Origin of the sequence: Pseudomonas sp. 31 R 17 (assembly GCF_900004915.1) — a bacterium.
Lineage (GTDB): Bacteria > Pseudomonadota > Gammaproteobacteria > Pseudomonadales > Pseudomonadaceae > Aquipseudomonas > Aquipseudomonas orientalis_A.
The window spans coordinates 1-19,202 of the sequence record NZ_CVTN01000079.1 but is presented as its reverse complement, the minus strand read 5'-3'; the positions used below and the strand labels follow the sequence as shown (position 1 = coordinate 19,202).

At 59.9% G+C, this 19,202-nt stretch carries 23 protein-coding genes; 1 reads left to right on the top strand and 22 read right to left on the bottom strand.

Annotated features, from left to right (window positions below):
- Positions 1–6: 6 nt before the first annotated feature.
- The 20 genes from der to trmJ all read right to left on the bottom strand — a co-directional run bounded on the left by der (position 7) and on the right by trmJ (position 16,885).
- Positions 7–1,476 (bottom strand): ribosome biogenesis GTPase Der, encoded by a 1,470-nt coding sequence (gene der / locus BFP89_RS21635; RefSeq protein WP_057723953.1) that lies wholly within the window; start codon positions 1,474–1,476, stop codon positions 7–9.
- Positions 1,464–1,670: a hypothetical protein gene (locus BFP89_RS29030; RefSeq protein ID WP_165386114.1), complete on the bottom strand. Its 207-nt coding sequence runs from the start codon at positions 1,668–1,670 to the stop codon at positions 1,464–1,466. Before BFP89_RS29030 ends, der begins: the two co-directional genes overlap by 13 nt.
- A 59-nt stretch (positions 1,671–1,729) precedes the next feature.
- Positions 1,730–2,881 (bottom strand): outer membrane protein assembly factor BamB, encoded by a 1,152-nt coding sequence (bamB, locus tag BFP89_RS21625; RefSeq protein WP_065887486.1) that lies wholly within the window; start codon positions 2,879–2,881, stop codon positions 1,730–1,732.
- Positions 2,874–3,515, bottom strand: coding sequence for a YfgM family protein (locus BFP89_RS21620; protein ID WP_065887485.1), 642 nt, complete (start codon positions 3,513–3,515; stop codon positions 2,874–2,876). Before BFP89_RS21620 ends, bamB begins: the two co-directional genes overlap by 8 nt.
- Positions 3,516–3,556: 41 nt before the next feature.
- Positions 3,557–4,846, bottom strand: a complete 1,290-nt coding sequence (hisS, locus tag BFP89_RS21615) for a histidine--tRNA ligase (RefSeq protein ID WP_065887484.1) — start codon at positions 4,844–4,846, stop codon at positions 3,557–3,559.
- Positions 4,847–4,869: 23 nt separating this feature from the next.
- The gene (gene ispG / locus BFP89_RS21610; protein WP_003175952.1) at positions 4,870–5,979 is read right to left on the bottom strand and encodes a flavodoxin-dependent (E)-4-hydroxy-3-methylbut-2-enyl-diphosphate synthase; all 1,110 of its coding nucleotides are present in this window, start codon (positions 5,977–5,979) and stop codon (positions 4,870–4,872) included.
- Positions 5,980–5,981: 2 nt separating this feature from the next.
- On the bottom strand, positions 5,982–6,962 hold the full coding sequence (locus BFP89_RS21605) for a RodZ domain-containing protein (RefSeq protein ID WP_065887483.1): 981 nt from the start codon (positions 6,960–6,962) through the stop codon (positions 5,982–5,984).
- On the bottom strand, positions 6,962–7,720 hold the full coding sequence (gene pilW, locus BFP89_RS21600) for a type IV pilus biogenesis/stability protein PilW (RefSeq protein WP_065887482.1): 759 nt from the start codon (positions 7,718–7,720) through the stop codon (positions 6,962–6,964). Before pilW ends, BFP89_RS21605 begins: the two co-directional genes overlap by 1 nt.
- A 12-nt stretch (positions 7,721–7,732) precedes the next feature.
- Positions 7,733–8,881, bottom strand: a complete 1,149-nt coding sequence (rlmN, locus tag BFP89_RS21595; RefSeq protein ID WP_065887481.1) for a 23S rRNA (adenine(2503)-C(2))-methyltransferase RlmN — start codon at positions 8,879–8,881, stop codon at positions 7,733–7,735.
- Positions 8,882–8,910: 29 nt separating this feature from the next.
- Positions 8,911–9,336 (bottom strand): nucleoside-diphosphate kinase, encoded by a 426-nt coding sequence (gene ndk / locus BFP89_RS21590; protein WP_003175956.1) that lies wholly within the window; start codon positions 9,334–9,336, stop codon positions 8,911–8,913.
- A 92-nt stretch (positions 9,337–9,428) separates the two neighbouring features.
- Entirely contained in the window at positions 9,429–9,629 is a 201-nt protein-coding gene (gene iscX, locus BFP89_RS21585) for a Fe-S cluster assembly protein IscX (protein ID WP_003238461.1), read from the bottom strand.
- A 14-nt stretch (positions 9,630–9,643) separates the two neighbouring features.
- The gene (gene fdx, locus BFP89_RS21580) at positions 9,644–9,985 is read right to left on the bottom strand and encodes an ISC system 2Fe-2S type ferredoxin (protein WP_015885743.1); all 342 of its coding nucleotides are present in this window, start codon (positions 9,983–9,985) and stop codon (positions 9,644–9,646) included.
- A 3-nt stretch (positions 9,986–9,988) separates the two neighbouring features.
- Entirely contained in the window at positions 9,989–11,851 is a 1,863-nt protein-coding gene (gene hscA, locus BFP89_RS21575; protein WP_065887480.1) for a Fe-S protein assembly chaperone HscA, read from the bottom strand.
- Positions 11,852–11,904: 53 nt separating this feature from the next.
- The gene (gene hscB / locus BFP89_RS21570; RefSeq protein ID WP_065887479.1) at positions 11,905–12,426 is read right to left on the bottom strand and encodes a co-chaperone HscB; all 522 of its coding nucleotides are present in this window, start codon (positions 12,424–12,426) and stop codon (positions 11,905–11,907) included.
- Between the two features lie 8 nt (positions 12,427–12,434).
- Entirely contained in the window at positions 12,435–12,758 is a 324-nt protein-coding gene (gene iscA, locus BFP89_RS21565; RefSeq protein ID WP_003175963.1) for an iron-sulfur cluster assembly protein IscA, read from the bottom strand.
- A 28-nt stretch (positions 12,759–12,786) separates the two neighbouring features.
- A complete protein-coding gene (iscU, locus tag BFP89_RS21560) occupies positions 12,787–13,173 on the bottom strand; it encodes a Fe-S cluster assembly scaffold IscU (RefSeq protein ID WP_003175965.1) in 387 nt (128 codons plus the stop codon).
- A 99-nt stretch (positions 13,174–13,272) separates the two neighbouring features.
- Positions 13,273–14,487: an IscS subfamily cysteine desulfurase gene (locus tag BFP89_RS21555; protein WP_065887478.1), complete on the bottom strand. Its 1,215-nt coding sequence runs from the start codon at positions 14,485–14,487 to the stop codon at positions 13,273–13,275.
- Between the two features lie 50 nt (positions 14,488–14,537).
- Positions 14,538–15,029 (bottom strand): Fe-S cluster assembly transcriptional regulator IscR, encoded by a 492-nt coding sequence (gene iscR, locus BFP89_RS21550; protein WP_003194020.1) that lies wholly within the window; start codon positions 15,027–15,029, stop codon positions 14,538–14,540.
- Between the two features lie 300 nt (positions 15,030–15,329).
- Positions 15,330–16,112 carry a serine O-acetyltransferase gene (gene cysE, locus BFP89_RS21545; protein WP_065887477.1) on the bottom strand — a complete coding sequence of 261 codons (783 nt, stop codon included), beginning with the start codon at positions 16,110–16,112 and terminating at the stop codon, positions 15,330–15,332.
- Between the two features lie 2 nt (positions 16,113–16,114).
- Positions 16,115–16,885 carry a tRNA (cytosine(32)/uridine(32)-2'-O)-methyltransferase TrmJ gene (gene trmJ / locus BFP89_RS21540; protein WP_065887476.1) on the bottom strand — a complete coding sequence of 257 codons (771 nt, stop codon included), beginning with the start codon at positions 16,883–16,885 and terminating at the stop codon, positions 16,115–16,117.
- A 145-nt stretch (positions 16,886–17,030) separates the two neighbouring features.
- Between trmJ and suhB the strand changes: the two genes are divergently transcribed.
- On the top strand, positions 17,031–17,846 hold the full coding sequence (gene suhB / locus BFP89_RS21535) for a type III secretion system regulator SuhB (protein WP_003175971.1): 816 nt from the start codon (positions 17,031–17,033) through the stop codon (positions 17,844–17,846).
- A 143-nt stretch (positions 17,847–17,989) separates the two neighbouring features.
- On the opposite strand, the gene BFP89_RS21530 is transcribed toward suhB, so the two are convergent.
- Entirely contained in the window at positions 17,990–18,820 is an 831-nt protein-coding gene (locus BFP89_RS21530; protein WP_256097288.1) for an IS3 family transposase, read from the bottom strand.
- Between the two features lie 8 nt (positions 18,821–18,828).
- Positions 18,829–19,137 carry a transposase gene (locus BFP89_RS29435; protein WP_065883309.1) on the bottom strand — a complete coding sequence of 103 codons (309 nt, stop codon included), beginning with the start codon at positions 19,135–19,137 and terminating at the stop codon, positions 18,829–18,831.
- Between the last annotated feature and the right edge of the window lie 65 nt (positions 19,138–19,202).

Below are 19,202 nucleotides of genomic sequence, written 5' to 3'. Positions count from 1 at the left end.
CTGCGGTTATTTCTTGTCGCGGCGCTTCTTGTCGGCCTTCTTGTGGTGAGTCATCAAACGACGCTTCTTGTTCACCTGACGGTCGGTCAATGTGTTCTTGTTGCCTTCGTATGGGTTCTCGCCACCCTTGAACTCGATACGGATCGGCGTACCGACCAGCTTCAAGACGCGGCGGTAGGTGTTTTCCAGGTAACGCACATAGGACTTGGGCACCTTCTCGATCTGGTTACCGTGAATCACGATAATCGGCGGGTTGGCCCCCCCCAAGTGGGCGTAACGCAGTTTGATGCGGCGGTTGTTGACCATCGGCGGCGCGTGCTCGCCCACCGCGTCTTCCAGGATCTGGGTAAGGCGGTTGGTCGGCCAGCGCGTGACCGCGGACTTGAACGAGTTCTGTACCGAGGCGTAGAGGTTGCCCACGCCGGTGCCATGCAGCGCCGAGATGAAGTGGATATCGGCGAACTCAACGAAGAACAGGCGCCGCTGCAGTTCGATCTTGACGAAATCGCGCTCGCTCGGCGTCATGCCGTCCCACTTGTTGATTGCGATCACCAGGGCACGACCAGCTTCCAGGGCGAAGCCCAGCAGGTTCAGGTCGTGGTCCACCACGCCTTCGCGGGCGTCCATCACGAAGATCACCACGTTGGCGTCTTTGATCGCTTGCAGGGTTTTGACCACGGAGAATTTTTCAACTTCTTCGTGGATCTTGCCGCGCTTGCGCACACCGGCGGTGTCGATCAGCGTGTACTTTTCCTCGTTGCGCTCGAACGGGATGTAGATGCTGTCGCGGGTGGTGCCGGGTTCGTCATAGACGATTACCCGGTCTTCACCGAGCATGCGGTTGACCAGGGTCGACTTGCCGACGTTCGGGCGGCCGATGATGGCGATCTTGATACCGTCTTTTTCGCTCGGGCCAGGAATGCGCTTGGCTTCCTCGCCTTCGGCGACGATCTCCTCCTCACCCTCTTCTTCCTCATCGTCATCCTTGGGAAAGGTGCTGAGGGCAATTTCGAGCATCTGCGTGATGCCGCGACCGTGGGCGCCGGCAACCGGGATCGCGTCGCCCAGGCCCATCGGGCTGAATTCGGCGCGGGCCGCTTCAGGATCGATGTTATCGATCTTGTTCGCGACCAGATAGGAACGCTTGTTGCGCTTGCGCAGGTGCTCGCCAATCATCTGGTCGGCAGCTGTGTAGCCCGCGCGGGCGTCCACCAGGAACAACACGACATCGGCTTCTTCAATGGCCAGCAGCGACTGCTCGGCCATTTTTTCGTCCATGCCATGTTCGTCACCGGAGATACCACCGGTGTCGACAATAATGTAGGAGCGCCCTTGCCACTTTGCCTCACCGTATTGGCGATCACGGGTCAGACCGGACAAGTCGCCGACGATGGCGTCGCGAGTCCTGGTCAGGCGGTTGAACAAGGTGGACTTGCCGACGTTAGGTCGGCCCACCAGGGCGATTACGGGAACCATGCGGCTCTCCACTTCGTTATTTCAGAAAATACAAAAGCCGCTGCAAGGCAGCGGCTGGTGCTCGGGGCGGCATTTGAATGCCACATGCCCTGCTCGACACTGAATACTGCAGGAGCGAGCTTGCTCGCGAAAAACCAGAGGACGCCGCGTTTATCCAGAAAACCCGCGTTAGCGTTGACGTCCTTCGCGAGCAAGCTCGCTCCTACAAACAGCATTGAGGCAAGGCCGCCTGGGGGTTACCCAAGCATGATTCTTACTTGATGGTCAGGGCTTCCAGCTTGCCGCTGTTGCCATACACATACAGCATGTTACCCACCACCAGCGGACGCGCACGCAAGCCGTCGCTGTCGATACGCTCGCGACCCACGAAGCGACCGTCTACCTGGCTCAACAGGTGCAGGTAGCCTTCGAAGTCACCGACCGCTACGTAGCTGGAGAAGACTTCCGGTGCCGACAGTTGGCGGCGAGCCAGGGAGTCGTTGCTCCACAGCGCAGTGGTGGAACGCTCGTCGACACTTTCAACGGTGCCGGACGCCAGGCTTACATAGACGCTGCCAAACCCTTGGGCGACACCGGCGTAGCTGGACGCATCACGCTGCCAGTTGACCCGGCCGCTCTGCAGGTCCAGTGCCGCGACACGGCCCTGGTAAGTAGCGACGTAGAGGGTCTCGCCGGACAGCAACAAGCCGCCGTCGATGTCCACGACGCGATCCAACTCGGAACGACCTTGCGGGATAGCCACACGGGTTTCCCAGGCCGGCACGCCGTTCTGGGTATTCAGGGCCACCACTTTACCGGTGGACAGCCCGGCAACGGCCAGATTGTTGGTCACAATCGGACCACTGGTACCGCGCAGGGTTAACACCGCCGGGGTGCTGTCGTACAACCAGCGCTGTTCGCCGGTGCTGGCGTCCAGGCCGATCACGCGATCATCCTGGGTCTGCACCACGACGATATCGCCGTTGGTGGCAGGCGGTGCGAGCACTTCACTGGTCACGCGGGCACGCCATTTCTCTTCACCGGTGCTGGAATCCAGCGCCACGACTTCGCCTTTGAGCGTGCCGAGCATGACCATGCCGTAACCCACGCCAACGGCGCCGGAGACAGGCAGTTCAAGGTCTTTCTTCCACTTCACGTCGCCGGTCATGCGATCCAGGGAGGTCACGATGCCGGTTACATCAGCGGCCACAATGTTGTCACCGTCGATTGCCGGTACCAACATGTTGTAGGTTTCGCCCTGACCGTCACCGATGGAGCGGCTCCACTGCTTTTGCAGGACCACTTCTTCCTTGAAGCTGGTCAGCTCCGCAGGCGGCAGTTCTTTTTTACTGTTGCTGCTGCAACCCGCGGCCAGAACGGCCAGAGCCAGCAATGCTGCATGTTTCCAACGGATCACGTCACGCATCCCCTTTGGCCAAGTCGTCCAGCTTGATTTGTAAGCCACCGACCGCCGCTTCATCAGACAGCGCCGCCTTGGCTTTTTGGTACGCAGCATTGGCTTCGTCGGTACGACCCAATTGGACCAACAGGTCGCCCTTGAGCTCTTCGCGAGTGGCTACAAATGCCTTGTCAGCATCGCCGTCGAGCAGTTTGAGTGCTTCGTCAGCCTTGTTCTGTGCCGCCAATACCTGTGCCAGGCGTTGACGTGCGATTTCACCCAGGGTCGGGTTGGTCGGTTTGTCGGCGATGGCCTTGAGCTCAGTGGCTGCCTCATCCAGCTTGCCGGTGTCGACCGCGACTTTCGCGACGAACAGGCTACCGTACTGGGCGTAGGTCGTACCGCCAAACTCGTTCTTCAGCTTGCCGGCCAGGTCTGCCACTCGTGCAGGGTCCGGCTTGCCGTCCGGCGTCAGGGTGGTTTCCAGCAATTGCTGGTAAACGATCGAGGCGCCCTGGGACTGGTTGGCCTGATATTTGGTCCAGGCTTGCCAGCCGAACACCACCACTAAAGCCAGCAGACCGCCAGTTACCAGGGGCTTGCCGTTACGCTGCCACCAGTCCTTGAAGTCGGCCAGTTGCTCATCATCAGTACTCGACACCCCAATACTCCTTAATCGCTAAATTCGGCTGTTCGACAGCTTCAACCCTGCACGACGCAGGTGGCCAGGTGCGCAGCGAGCGCATCAAAGGCAATGTTCTGTTGTTCGCCCTGGCCACGCAGGGGTTTGAAACCTACCACTTGCTGGGCCAATTCGTCATCGCCGAGGATCAACGCATACAGCGCGCCGCTCTTGTCAGCCTTCTTGAACTGGCTCTTGAAGCTACCGGCGCCGGCATTGATTTGCAGACGCAGGTTGGGCAGTTGGTCACGCACCTGTTCGCTCAAGGCCAGGGCAGCCAGTTCGGCGGCCTCGCCAAAAGCGCAAAGATACACGTCCACCTGGCGGGAAATCTCTTGTGGCACTTGCTCAAGGGTCTCGAGCAACAGGATCAGCCGCTCGATGCCCATGGCGAAACCTACGCCCGTGGTCGGCTTGCCACCCATTTGCTCGACCAGGCCGTCGTAACGACCGCCCGCACACACGGTGCCCTGGGCACCGAGTTTGTCGGTGACCCACTCGAACACGGTCTTGCTGTAGTAATCGAGGCCGCGCACCAGCTTGGGGTTGATCACATAGGGAATACCCGCCGCATCCAGGCGAGCCTTGAGGCCCTCGAAGTGCGTGCGCGATTCGTCGTCCAGGTAATCAGCCATTTTCGGCGCGTCGACCAGTACGGCCTGGGTGTCGGCGTTCTTGGTATCAAGCACGCGCAACGGGTTGGTCTTCAGCCGGCGCTGGCTGTCTTCGTCCAGCCTGTCCAGGTGGGCAGACAGGTACTCGACCAGGGCTTCGCGATAGCGTCCGCGGGACTCACTGGTGCCCAGGCTGTTGAGTTCGAGCTTGACCGCGTCGCGGATGCCCAACTGACCCCAAAGGCGCCAGGTCAGGACGATCAGCTCGGCATCGATGTCCGGACCGTCCAGGTTGAAGACTTCGCAACCGATCTGGTGAAACTGGCGATAGCGACCTTTCTGCGGACGCTCGTGGCGAAACATCGGGCCGATGTACCAGAGTTTCTGAGTCTGGCCGCCACCGGTGATGCCATGCTCCAGCACAGCGCGAACGCAGGCCGCAGTGCCTTCCGGACGCAGGGTCAGGGAGTCGCCGTTACGGTCTTCGAAGGTGTACATCTCTTTTTCGACGATGTCGGTCACTTCACCGATGGAGCGCTTGAACAGCTCGGTGAACTCGACGATCGGCATACGGATCTGCTTGTAACCGTAGTTATCCAGCAGACGCGCGACCGTGCTCTCGAAATAGCGCCACAGTGGCGTCTGCTCCGGCAGGATGTCGTTCATGCCACGAATGGCTTGCAGAGACTTGCTCACATCAAATCCTTAAATTCGTTCAATCAGCCGCGAGCGATCAGCGCTGCGTCAGCGGCGACCTTTTCGGCCGCTTTCTCGCGGATCAGCTTTTCCAGCTCATCCACCAGATTGTCATTCGTCAATTTCTGCGACGGTTTGCCGTCGATGTAAATCAGGTTCGGTGTACCGCCGGTCAAGCCCACGTGTGCCTCCTTGGCCTCGCCCGGTCCGTTGACCACGCAACCGATCACCGCGACATCCAGCGGCACCAGCAGGTCTTCGAGACGCAACTCCAGGTCGTTCATGGTTTTCACCACGTCGAAGTTCTGCCGCGAGCAGCTCGGGCAGGCAATGAAGTTGATGCCACGGGAACGCAAACGCAAGGATTTGAGAATGTCGTAACCGACCTTCACTTCCTCTACGGGGTCTGCCGCCAGGGAGATGCGGATGGTATCGCCAATCCCTTCGGCGAGCAGCATACCGAGACCCACCGCAGATTTCACTGTGCCTGAGCGTAAACCGCCCGCTTCCGTGATACCCAGGTGCAGCGGCTGCACGATTTCCTTGGCCAGCAGGCGGTAGGCTTCTACGGCCATGAACACGTCGGAAGCCTTGACGCTGACCTTGAAGTCCTGGAAATTCAAGCGTTCCAGGTGTTCAACGTGGCGCAATGCCGACTCCACCAGCGCCGCCGGGGTAGGCTCGCCGTATTTCTTTTGCAGGTCTTTTTCCAGCGATCCGGCGTTGACCCCGATGCGGATGGGAATACCGCGATCACGGGCCGCATCGACCACGGCGCGCACACGGTCTTCACGACCGATGTTGCCCGGGTTGATCCGCAGGCAGTCCACACCCAGCTCGGCTACGCGCAGCGCGATCTTGTAGTCGAAGTGGATGTCGGCAACCAGCGGCACCTTGACCAATTGCTTGATACGGCCGAAGGCTTCGGCAGCGTCCATATCCGGTACGGACACGCGCACGATGTCCACGCCGGCCGCTTCCAGACGATTGATCTGGGCGACGGTGGCGGCCACGTCATTGGTGTCGCTGTTGGTCATGCTCTGCACCGCGATGGGGGCATCGCCGCCCACCGGCACCGAGCCGACCCAGATCTTGCGCGATACGCGACGTTTGATTGGAGATTCGCCGTGCATGACTATTGTCCCAACTTGAGGCGAGCGGTCTCGCCACTGGTGAACGGCGCTACGTCCACAGGCTGGCCGTTGTAGGCCACTTGCGCGCCACGGGCATAGCCCAGACGCAGCGTCAAAGGAGGCTTGCCGCCCTGGTCAAGAGTATCTCCCTTACGCTTCAGACCGCTAAACAGCACTTTGCCATTACCGTCGGTGACTTGCGTCCAGCAGTCAGCGACGAAGGTGATCTGTACGCGCCCGTCACCGGCGATCAACGCGGGGGTGGTGGGCGGCGAAATGGCAGGCGCAGCCGGTGCCGCAGGCGCTGGAGCCTGGGCCGGAGCGGCTGTTGCGGGAGCCTGGGCCACGGGCGCTGCGGGGGCCGGCGCGGGTACGGCTGCAGTCGCTGCAGGTGCGCTGTCGGCTTGCGGAGCGGGTTGTTCAGCGGTGGCAGGCGCTTCCGGCGTGACTTGTCCTTCGACGACCGCCTGGTCTTCCGGCTCATCCAGCGGATGAATCTGGGTGGTGCCGTCGGCGCTTTCGACTTCGACGTGCTCCAGCGCGTTGCTGGTCAGGTCTTTATTGCGCTGGGAAGTCTGGTCCTGCCACCAGACGAAGCCCCCCCCGATCACGGCAATCAGCAGCAACAGGCTGACAATGCGCAGGATCGTGTGGGACACCCGGGTCGGCTCTTCAATACGCCCGAGGCCATGCACATTGCTGCCCTGGGAGTCGGTGCCGGTGAACTGGTCGAATTGCTGGACCAGTGCGGTCTGGTCGATACCCAGCAACTTGGCATAAGCGCGGATATAGCCGCGGGCAAACGTGTGCCCGGGCAGCTTGTCGAATGCGCCAGCTTCCAGGTTGGCCAGGGAGGTGCTGGTCAAATTGAGCTTGAGGGCCACTTGCGCCAGCGACCAACCATTGCTTTCGCGGGCCTCACGCAAGGTGTCGCCTGGGTTTACGCGATTAGCTGCTACAACTTCCGGGTGCGCGGCTTTCATCATTGCTCCGACAGGTATTGCTGATATTCCGGCGTACCGGGATAGAGTCGTTCGAGTTGCTGGCCAAAACGTGCGGCCGTGTCGCGTTCTTCATGAACCGTCGCCAGCCGCACACCGAGCAATAGACTACGTGCATTCTGCCCGCTGAGCAGGCTAAAACGCTCGTAATAGTCACGTGCTGGCACATAATGCCTGTCTTCGTAGGACAACTCAGCCATTTCAAGCAAAGCACGTGGCTGGCGAGCGTTCAGGTGCAGGGCTTTTTCCAGTTGCTGGCGCGCCAGTTCGCGCTGTCCCAGGTGTATCGACGTCACCCCAAGGTTCTCGAAGATGCGCGAACGCTGAGGATAAAGGGTGTCAGTGCTCGCCTGGCGGAAATAAGCGGCCGCCTGTTCATACCGTTTCTGCTCGAACAGGAAACTGCCGTAGTTGTTCAGCAACCGCGCGTCGCCAGGACGGGAAGCCAGTGCCCTGGTGAAATACCGATCAGCCAACTCGGGCTCGGCCTGAGCCTGAAAGACCAGCGCCAGCGCGGCATTGGCATCCGCATCGTCGGCATCCAGCTCCAGGGCCTTCTTCAATGGCACCTTGGCCTGCTCGCTCATGCCTTGTTGCAGATAGCCCAGACCCAGTTGCACATACGCCACTCGCGCCGCTTCACGCCCCTCGTCGGTTTGCAAAGGGCTATCATGGCCCGATGAAACACAACCGGCCGCGAGACCGGTAACAAGCAAAAGCAGCGCAAGGCGCAAGGGCATAGAGATCCTCTCTCAGATTCGATTTACAGCAATCAGCGGCAAATCGTCGGCGGCGTTCAGTTCGCGTCCGGCGATATAACGCTCGCTGCGGCGGGTGCGGTCCATCACCTGCCCTACCAGTTGGCCACAGGCGGCGTCGATGTCTTCACCGCGCGTAGTGCGTACGGTGACGTTGTAGCCGGCCTGGTGCAATTGATCCTGGAAACGGCGGATGGCGTTGTTGCTCGGCCGCTCGTAGCCAGAATGGGGAAACGGGTTGAACGGAATCAGGTTGATCTTGCACGGGGTGTTCTTGAGCAGCTCGATCATCTCGACCGCGTGCTCGACCTTGTCGTTGACGTCCTTGAGCATGGTGTACTCAATGGTCAAAACACGCTTTTCGCCCAAGGTCGCCATATAACGCTGGCAGGATTCGAGCAGCATCTTAAGCGGATACTTCTTGTTGATCGGCACCAATTGGTTACGCAATGCGTCATTGGGTGCGTGCAGCGACAAGGCCAGGGAAACGTCGATGTGCTTGGCCAGCTCATCGATCATCGGTACCACGCCGGAGGTCGACAGGGTCACACGGCGCTTGGAGATGCCGTAGCCCAGGTCGTCCATCATCAGGTGCATGGCCGCAACCACGTTGTCGAAGTTCAGCAGCGGCTCACCCATGCCCATCATCACCACGTTGGTGATGGCACGGTCGACGGTCGCCGGGACGCTGCCAAAGGATTTGTTGGCAATCCACACCTGGCCGATCACTTCGGCGGCGGTGAGGTTGCTGTTGAAGCCTTGCTTGCCGGTGGAGCAGAAACTGCAGTCCAGGGCACAGCCTGCCTGGGACGAAACGCACAAGGTGCCGCGCTTGCCCTGGGGAATGTAGACGGTCTCGACGCAGCTGCCGGACGCCACGCGCACCACCCACTTGCGGGTGCCGTCGCTGGAGATGTCCTCGCTGACCACTTCGGGACCACGAACTTCGGCAATGGCCTTGAGCTTGTCGCGCAGGGCCTTGCTGACGTTCGTCATGGCGTCGAAATCGTCGACGCCAAAGTGGTGAATCCACTTCATTACCTGACCGGCACGGAAACGCTTCTCCCCGATTGAGTCGAAGAATTTCTCCATTTCCGGCTGAGTCAGACCCAGCAGGTTGGTTTTAACAGTCGATGTCGTCATGGATTCACCCTCACTCTTTAAGCCGATGCTTAGCGAGCGGTTACTTCAGTAGCAGCGAAAAAGTACGAGATTTCGCGAGCAGCAGCGGCTTCGGAGTCCGAACCGTGAACAGCGTTGGCGTCGATGGACTCGGCGAAGTCAGCACGGATAGTGCCGGCAGCCGCTTCTTTAGGGTTGGTAGCGCCCATCAGCTCACGGTTCAGAGCGATAGCGTTCTCGCCTTCCAACACCTGAACAACAACAGGACCGGAGATCATGAAGGCAACCAGGTCGCCGAAGAAGCCACGAGCGCTGTGCTCAGCGTAGAAGCCTTCAGCTTCAGCCTTGGACAGTTGCTTGAGTTTCGAAGCTACAACCTTCAGGCCGGCTTTTTCGAAACGAGTGGTGATCTCGCCGATGACGTTTTTTGCAACAGCGTCAGGCTTGATGATGGAGAAAGTACGTTGAACAGCCATGGTGTAACTCCAGAAACGGTAATTTACGAAAAATTAAACCCGCGAATTATACGCGGGTTATCAGGTATTGCCTAACTGCGTAATAAGGCGGCTCAGTCTGCTTCTTCGATCCACAGGCCCTGAATCGCCTCCAGGACCTTTTCGCCACCCCGATCAGGGATGTCGTCAAAATCCGGCAGTTCCATTACGAGGTTACGCAGCTTGACGAAGTTCACCGTAAGAGGATTGACCTCAGGATGAGCCTCAGCAAGTTGTATAGCGATTTCTTGTACATCAACCCATTTCAGGCTCATGACAGTTCCTTGAATCAATGCGGCGCTTCGGCCGCATGGTTGAGCGAATATTTCGGGATTTCGACCGTAATGTCTTCAGTGCCGACCTTTGCCTGACAGCTTAGACGCGAAGTCGCTTCAAGGCCCCAGGCGCGATCGAGGAAGTCCTCTTCCAGCTCATCAGCCTCTTCAAGGCTGTTGAAACCTTCGCGAATGACGCAGTGGCACGTGGTGCAAGCGCACACACCCCCACAGGCACTTTCGATCTCGATGTGGTTGTCGTGGGCGACCTCAAGGATGGACTTGCCGGTCTCAGCCTCCACGACCATACCATCCGGGCAATGCTCGGCGTGTGGCAGAAAAATGACCTGCGGCATCAGTTATTCCTCAATTTCATTCAGGTTGCGACCCGCCAAGGCGGCTTTTACCGTCTGGTCCATACGGCGGGCGGCAAAGGCATCGGTTACTTGTGACAGGCGCTTGGTCTGCTGCTCGATGGCGTAACCATCGTTGCCTTTCATCAGTTCGGCCAACTCCTGCATCTGCAGGTCGATGACCATGCGTTCCTCGGCATCCAGCAAGCGCTCGCCATCGGCATCCAGGGCGCCCTGCACCGCTTCGAGCAGGCGCTGGGCATCGACTTGCTGCTCACGCAGCACGCGAGCGACCTTGTCGTCGCCGGCATATTGGAACGAGTCCTTGAGCATCTTGGCGATTTCACCGTCAGTCAGGCCGTAGGACGGCTTGACCTGGATACTGGCTTCGACGCCGGAGGCCAGTTCGCGCGCGGCGACGCTGAGCAAACCATCGGCGTCAACCTGGAAGGTCACGCGGATTTTCGCCGCACCGGCCACCATCGCCGGGATACCGCGCAGTTCGAAGCGCGCCAGGGAGCGGCAGTCGCTGATCAGCTCGCGCTCGCCTTGCAGCACATGAATCATCATGGCCGTCTGGCCATCTTTGTAGGTGGTGAAGTCCTGGGCGCGGGCGACGGGAATGGTGGTGTTGCGCGGAATCACTTTCTCCATCAGGCCGCCCATGGTTTCCAGGCCCAGGGACAACGGAATCACATCGAGCAGCAGCAGTTCGCCGCCATCGCGCTTGTTGCCGGCCAGGGTATCGGCCTGGATCGCAGCCCCGATGGCCACCACTTGATCCGGGTCGATTTCAGTCAACGGCTGGCGACCAAAGGCTTCGGCGACGGCGTCACGCACGCGCGGAACGCGGGTGGAACCGCCGACCATGACCACGGCACCCACGTCTTCCAGCTCGATACCGGAATCTCGCACGGCGCGGCGGCAGGCCTTGAGGCTGCGGGCGACCATCGGCTCGATCAACGCATCGAAGGCTTCGCGCGTCAGTTGGGCCGACCAGCTGCCGTAGGAAACCTCAACGGTAGCTGCATCCGTCAGCGCTTCCTTGGCAGCACAGGCGGTTTGCAGCAGGTTGCGCTGTGCGCCCGGGTCCAGGTCGGCAGACAAGCCGGCACTGCTGATGATCCAGCCCGCGATGGCATGGTCGAAGTCATCGCCACCCAGGGCGCTGTCGCCACCGGTGGCCAGCACTTCGAACACACCGCCGGTCAGGCGCAGGATCGAAATATCAAAGGTGCCGCCGCCCAGATCATAAATGGCGACCAGGCCTTCGGCATGCTGGTCCAGGCCGTAAGCCACGGCCGCAGCGGTCGGCTCATTAAGCAAACGCAATACGTTCAGGCCGGCGAGCTTCGCCGCATCCTTGGTGGCTTGGCGCTGCGCGTCGTCGAAATAAGCAGGAACCGTGATCACCGCACCGACCAGTTCGCCACCCAGGGTGGTTTCCGCACGCTGGCGCAGCACCTTGAGGATATCGGCCGACACTTCCACCGGGCTTTTCGGGCCCTGGACGGTGTCGATGAACGGCATATGCGATTCACCGCCGACAAAGCGGTACGGCAGCTGGTCGCCCAATTGCTTGACGTCGGACAGACCACGACCCATCAAGCGCTTGACCGACAGCACGGTATTAAGGGGGTCGGAGGACGCTGCCAGCTTGGCCGACTCGCCGACTTCGATACGGTCGGCGTGATAGCGCACGGCGGACGGCAGGATGACCTGGCCATCGGCATCGGGCAACGGCTCGGACAGGCCGCTGCGCACGGCAGCAACCAGGGAATTGGTGGTGCCCAGGTCAATCCCGACCGCCAGGCGACGCTGGTGCGGTTGAGGACTTTGACCGGGTTCGGCGATTTGCAGTAGAGCCATGGTAATCAGGTCTTATCTGTCTATCAGGCGTGCATCACGGGCAGCACACTGGGTTAATCGTCGAGGCGCTCTTCTAGCTGGCGCACTTCGTAGGTGAGCTTGTCAAGAAACTGCATGCGCCGCATCAGGCGTTCGGCCTGTTCGCGTTGCACAGCATCATCCCAACAGGCTGCGAAGCTTTCGTTGAGCTCATCCTGGGCCGCCTTCAGACGACGCTTGAAGACCGCGACGCCAGCCACATCGGCTTCGTCCTGCAAGTCTTCGAGTTCTTCGCGCCATTGCATCTGCTGCATCAGGAAGTCCGGGTCATGCACGGTGACTTCCATCGGCAACTCGCCGCCCTTCATCGCCAGTAAATAACGGGCGCGTTTCGGGGGGCTTTTGAGCGTCTGATAGGCTTCGTTGAGGCTGGCCGATTGCTCCAGCGCCAGGCGTTGCTCACGCTCGGAAGCGTCAGCGAAGCGGTCCGGATGCACGCCACGCGCCAATTCTCGATAGCGCGTGGCAAGCTGCTCAAGATCCAGCCGAAAGCTCGGCTGCAGCTCGAATAAAGCGAAATGACAAGGAGTACCCACAAGAAGCCTCAGATGTTGAAGCTTTCGCCGCAGCCACATTCACCGCGTACGTTGGGGTTGTTGAACTTGAAGCCTTCGTTCAACCCTTCCTTGACGAAATCGAGCTCGGTGCCGTCCAGGTAGGTCAGGCTTTTGGGGTCGATGATCACCTTCTCGCCGTGACTTTCGAACACCTGGTCTTCCGCAACCACCTCGTCGACAAACTCCAGCACGTAGGCAAGGCCGGAACAGCCCGTGGTGCGAACACCCAGACGAATCCCCTCACCTTTACCGCGCCCATTCAGGGAGCGGCGAATGTGCTGCGCAGCCGCTTCTGTCATGCTGATAGCCATCGTTGACTCCTTACTCGTCGCCAAATACTTAGATCAAGCCTTTCTTCTGCTTGTAGTCGCGAACGGCCGCCTTGATGGCGTCCTCGGCGAGTACCGAGCAGTGAATTTTCACCGGCGGCAGGGCCAGTTCTTCGGCCAGCTGGGTGTTGCTGATGGTGACAGCCTCATCCAGGGTCTTGCCTTTCATCCATTCGGTCGCCAGGGAGCTGGAGGCGATGGCCGAACCGCAGCCGTAGGTCTTGAACTTGGCGTCTTCGATAACGCCGGCGTCGTTGACCTTGATCTGCAGGCGCATCACATCGCCGCACGCCGGAGCGCCGACCATGCCAGTGCCGACATCAGGATCTTCCGCGTTCATCTTGCCGACGTTGCGCGGGTTTTCGTAGTGGTCGATGACCTTTTCGCTGTAAGCCATGGTACTGAATCCTCACTCATCAGGGCCGCTCTGGAACCCTGTAGAAACGCCTGCGTTTTCCGCCACGTTGCTACAGAGCTGGGGTGGCGGCTTCTATATTTAGTGTGCCGCCCACTCGATCTTGGAAATGTCGACACCGTCTTTGTACATGTCCCACAGCGGCGACAGAACGCGCAGCTTGTTGACGGCTTCGCAGACTTTCTGCGCGGCGTAGTCGACTTGCTCTTCAGTGGTGAAGCGGCCGAAGGTAAAGCGGATCGAGCTGTGTGCCAGTTCGTCGTTGCGGCCCAGGGCGCGCAGTACGTACGAAGGCTCAAGGGACGCCGAGGTGCAGGCCGAACCGGACGAAACCGCCAGGTCCTTGAGCGCCATGATCAGCGACTCGCCTTCGACGTAGTTGAAGCTCAAATTCAGGTTGTGCGGTACACGGGCGGTCATGCTGCCATTGATGTACAGCTCTTCAAGGTTCTCGACCTGCTTGTAGAAGCGGTCACTCAAGGCCTTGATGCGCACGTTTTCGGCAGCCATGTCTTCCTTGGCGACGCGGAAGGCTTCGCCCATGCCGACGATCTGGTGAGTCGCCAGGGTGCCCGAACGCATGCCGCGCTCGTGACCGCCGCCGTGCATGGTGGCCTCGATACGTACGCGCGGCTTGCGGCTTACGTACAGGGCGCCGATGCCTTTGGGGCCGTAGGTCTTGTGGGCGGAGAACGACATCAGGTCGACTTTCAGCTTGGACAGGTCGATCTCGACCTTGCCGGTGGACTGAGCGGCGTCGACGTGCAGCAGGATGCCCTTGGAACGGGTCAGCTCGCCAATCGCTTCGATGTCGTTGATGGTGCCGATTTCGTTGTTCACGTGGATCACGGAAACCAGGATGGTGTCGTCACGCAACGCGGCTTCGATCATGGCCGGGGTGACAATGCCGTCGGTGGTGGGCTCGAGGTAGGTGACCTCAAAACCTTCACGCTCCAGTTGGCGCATGGTGTCGAGGACAGCCTTGTGCTCAATCTTGGTGGTGATCAGGTGCTTGCCCTTGGTCGCGTAGAAATGCGCCGCGCCCTTGATCGCCAGGTTGTCGGACTCGGTGGCACCGGAGGTCCAGACGATTTCGCGCGGGTCGGCGCCAACCAGGTCGGCGACCTGGCGACGAGCGTTCTCGACCGCTTCCTCGGCTTTCCAGCCGAATACGTGGGAACGGGAGGCCGGGTTGCCGAAGTTTCCGTCAACCAGCAGGCATTCGCTCATCTTTTGCGCGACACGCGGATCAACCGGGGTGGTCGCTGAGTAATCAAGGTAAATCGGCAATTTCATGGACTTTCTCCTAAATCAGGCTGGCTGGCGCGCCGTTAGCTCTGCGGCTGTCACTCGACGGCGGACGCTTCGATCTTGTCCAGACGCGGCGCCTTGGTGTTGCAACGGCGCTGGTCCTGACGCTGGGCTACTTCTTGCACCTCACGGCGAGTCACAAGATCAGCCAAGCTGATACCACTCAAAAACTCATGGATCTGCAGGCTCAAGTCACACCACAAGTGGTGCGTCAGGCAGGTGTCACCGGCATGGCAATCACCCAGGCCCTGGCATTTGGTCGCGTCAACGGATTCGTTGACCGCGTCGATCACCTGGGCTACCTGGATGCCCTGCATATCGCGGGACAATTGATAGCCGCCACCTGGGCCTCTCACGCTGGAAACCAGATTGCTGCGGCGCAATTTGGCGAACAGCTGCTCGAGGTAGGACAGGGAAATGCCTTGGCGCTCGGAGATATCGGCCAGGGACACCGGCCCAGTTTGCGCGTGCAAAGCCAGGTCGAGCATGGCAGTCACCGCGTATCGGCCTTTTGTAGTCAGTCTCATGGACAAGTACCAAGGTGTTTCAGAATGGGAGCAAGTATGCGATTCCCGAGTATTTAAGTCAACTATAAGACCTAGTACTTTAGTCAGGATTACCCGTAAAAAGGGCGCGCGAATCATAGCAGGCTGGGGTGGGGACGAACAGCGTCGCCGGATAACCTGCGATGCCAGACACAATGAAGGTCAAATGTGGGAGGGGGCTTGCCCCCGATAGAGGTGGGTCAGTTGCCAAATAGGCCGGCTGATCCACTGCAATCGGGGGCAAGCCCCCTCCCACAGGGGATCTCTGGTGATTTCGAGATCTCAGCCTGCCTTGGTGGCGGTTTCGTCCTTGATCTCGGCGAAATCCTCTTCGCGCAGCTCAGGAAGGTCTTTGGCGCAGTAAGGGCTACCCAGGTCCTTCAGGGCGCCACACATGCCCTCCAGCTTGCCATCGACCGCTTGCAGGTGGTCGAGCAACTGGCCAATGGCACGCGCCACCGGGTCAGGCATGTCTTCGCTGACGCCATAGGCATCAAAGCCGATCTTCTCGGCCATGGCCTTGCGCTTGGCCTCCTGCTCGTCGCCGACTTCCGGCTTGACGATGATCCGGCCCGGAATCCCCACCACCGTCGCACCGGGCGGCACGGCCTTGGTGACTACGGCATTGGAGCCGACCTTGGCGCCGGCGCCGACCGTGAACGGGCCCAGCACCTTGGCGCCCGCGCCCACCACTACGCCGTCGCCCAGCGTCGGGTGGCGCTTGCCTTTGTTCCAGGTGGTTCCGCCCAGGGTGACACCCTGATAAAGCGTTACGTCATCGCCAATCTCGGCGGTCTCGCCAATCACGATGCCCATGCCATGGTCGATAAAAAAGCGACGGCCGACCTTGGCGCCCGGATGAATTTCGATCCCGGTCAGCCAGCGCCCGAAGTTCGACACCAGCCGCGCCAGCCACTTCCAGCCCATGCCCCACAGGGCGCCGGACAGGCGGTGAAGCCAGATCGCGTGCATGCCGGGGTAGCAGGTCAGCACTTCAAAGGCGTTGCGCGCCGCCGGGTCACGGTGGAAAACACTCTGGATATCTTCTCGCAAACGCTCGAACATCTTTAATCCTTCCGCTTAAGGAGCTCGCCACGGGCCGCTTTCTGGGTTTCCGTGAGGATGCCACGCAATATATTCATTTCCGCCCGACTAACCGAACTGCGCCCGTAAAGGCGGCGCAGGCGCGCCATCAAGTGCCGTGGTTTTTCAGGATCGAGAAACTCGATGGCCACCAGGGTCTGCTCCAGGTGCTCATAGAATCGCTCCAGCTCGTCCATCGTGGCCAGCTCGCCACTTTTGGTCGACGCCACTTCGTCCTTCTCCATCTTGCTCGGCTGGCCCTCAGCCGCCAACCAGGCCATGCGCACTTCGTACGTCAGCACCTGCACCGCCGCACCCAGGTTCAGCGAACTGAACTCAGGGTCTGATGGAATGTGCACGTGGTAATGACATCGCTGCAGCTCTTCATTGGTCAGGCCGGAGTCTTCACGGCCAAACACCAGGGCGATTTCTGCGCCACCGGCCGCCTCTTCCACCACTTTGGTACCGCACTCACGTGGGTCCAGCAATGGCCAGGGAATGCGGCGGTCGCGGGCGCTGGTGCCGAGCACCAGGTTGCAGCCGACCAAGGCGTCTTCCAGGGTGGCGACAACCTGGGCGTTTTCCAGGATGTCGTTGGCACCGGATGCGCGGGCATCGGCCTCATGGTGCGGAAACACACGTGGCTCGACCAGCACCAGCCGCGTCAGCCCCATGTTTTTCATGGCTCGCGCCACCCCACCGATGTTGCCGGGATGACTGGTATTGACCAAAACGACACGGATGTTTTGCAGCAAGGGAGGCGCTCTCGGACACGGGAAAGGGGAGCAAATCTTACAGAAGCGCTTAGGGTTATGCCACGAAAGCTAACGTCGCCCTTCACCTGAAGAAAGTTTCTGCTAAACTGCCCGGCTTTCTTTAACAACCTTAGGTGACCTATCCATGCAGCCCATGCTGAATATCGCGCTGCGCGCCGCCCGCAGCGCCAGTGAATTGATCTTCCGCTCCATCGAGCGCCTGGATACCATCAAGGTCGACGAAAAAGACGCCAAGGATTATGTCTCCGAGGTGGATCGCGCCGCCGAACAGAAAATCATCGATGCCCTGCGCAAGGCCTACCCTACCCACGGCATCCTCGGCGAAGAAACCGGCCTGCACAAAGGCAGCGGCGAAGGCGAAGACTACCTGTGGATCATCGACCCACTGGATGGCACCACCAACTTCCTGCGCGGCATCCCGCACTTTGCCGTAAGCATTGCGTGCAAATACCGCGGCCGCCTGGAACACGCCGTGGTGCTGGACCCGGTCCGCCAGGAAGAATTCACCGCCAGCCGTGGCCGTGGCGCCCAGCTCAATGGTCGCCGCCTGCGTGTCAGCGGCCGCACCAGCCTGGACGGCGCCCTGCTGGGCACCGGCTTCCCGTTCCGTGACGACCAGATGGACAACCTGGAAAACTACCTGGGCATGTTCCGCGCCCTGGTCGGCCAGACTGCGGGCATCCGTCGTGCTGGCGCAGCGAGCCTGGATCTGGCCTACGTGGCCGCCGGTCGTTTCGATGCGTTCTGGGAGTCGGGCCTGTCCGAGTGGGACATGGCTGCGGGCGCCCTGCTGATTCAGGAAGCGGGCGGCCTGGTGAGCGACTTCACCGGCGGTCACGACTTCCTGGAAAAAGGCCACGTGGTTGCCGGCAACACCAAATGCTTCAAGGCAGTGCTGACGGCGATCCAGCCGCACCTGCCGGCTTCGCTGAAGCGTTAAGCGAGCGAGCACAAAAAAAGCACCCCGAGGGGTGCTTTTTTATGCCTGGGATTTGAGTCAGGCCCATCTATCAGCAGCAATACAGATCAAATGTGGGAGGGGGCTTGAACTGGTCAAGTAATCCCGGACACCGATTACGGTGTTTATGCCGCTTTTTGCTCCATGGCTATTGGCGACAGGTAGTTGTTGTAGCTGTGGAGCCTGATTCGGTTGTATCGCATGAAGAAGCTGGTCATATCCCGCCTGGCTTCTTCAACTGTCGTGTAGCCCTTATTGGGCACCCACTCTGATTTAAGCGTCCCAAAGAAACGCTCTGTTGGCGCGTTGTCCCAGCACTGCCCCCTGCGGCTCATGCTTTGCGTTATCCCATGCTCCAGCAGCTCGGACTGAAAGAGCTGGCTGGTGTATTGGCTGCCTTGATCCGAATGAAACATCAAGCCTGCATGTTTGCCTCGAACCTCCACCGCCATTCTCAGCGCCTTGCTAACCAGGTTGGCGTCGTTGATCAGGGAAAACGCCCAGCCAACGATTCGGCGGGCGAACAGATCAATGACCGCTGCCAAGTGATACCAACGTTTACCAACCATCAGGCTGGTAACGTCGCCGCACCAGGCCTGATTGATTGCGGTTGGCTCGAAGTTACGCTCGAGCAGATTCTTGGCCACAAATGCTTCGACGCCTCTAGAGCGATACTGATGGCGGCGGCGCTGTCTGCTGGCCAGATTTGCCTCCGCCATGAGTTTTCCGGCCAGATGCCGTCCCACCTTGATCTGCTGGGCTTTCAAGTGCTGAGAGATCATCCGCGCGCCTGCACTTCCCCGGCTTTGGTCATGCAATTGCACGACTTTTGCTCTGAGCGCGTCACGCTTGGTATTCGGCACTGAGCGACGCTTAAGCCAGTCATAAAACGCGCTGCGGGAAACGCCCAGCGCACTGCAAAGCAGGCAGGTCGGATACGAACTCGACTCTCTCAGCTCCTCGATCAGGAAAAACGATCGGGATCCGACATCAAGAGAGCCGTAGCCTTTTTTAAGATTTCAGCCTCGGTCTCCAGGCGCTTGACCTTGGCTCGCAGCTGTTGAAGCTCTCGCTGTTCATCGCTGATTGCCTTAGTACCTGCCACTGGCTGCCCTTTCTGACGCTCTTTGCGAACCTGCTCAATCCAACGGCGCAGAGCCGTGGGGCCAACCTCCATCGACGCACAGACGTCAGGAACTGAGCAGTTATCATCAAGAACCATGCTTACAGCACGTTGCTTGAACTCGCGGGTGTAGGTCTTTCGCTCTTGCATGAAACCTCCTGATTGGGCGAATCATATCGCCCTTAAGAGGTGTCCGGGAGCATTAGGCCAGTTCA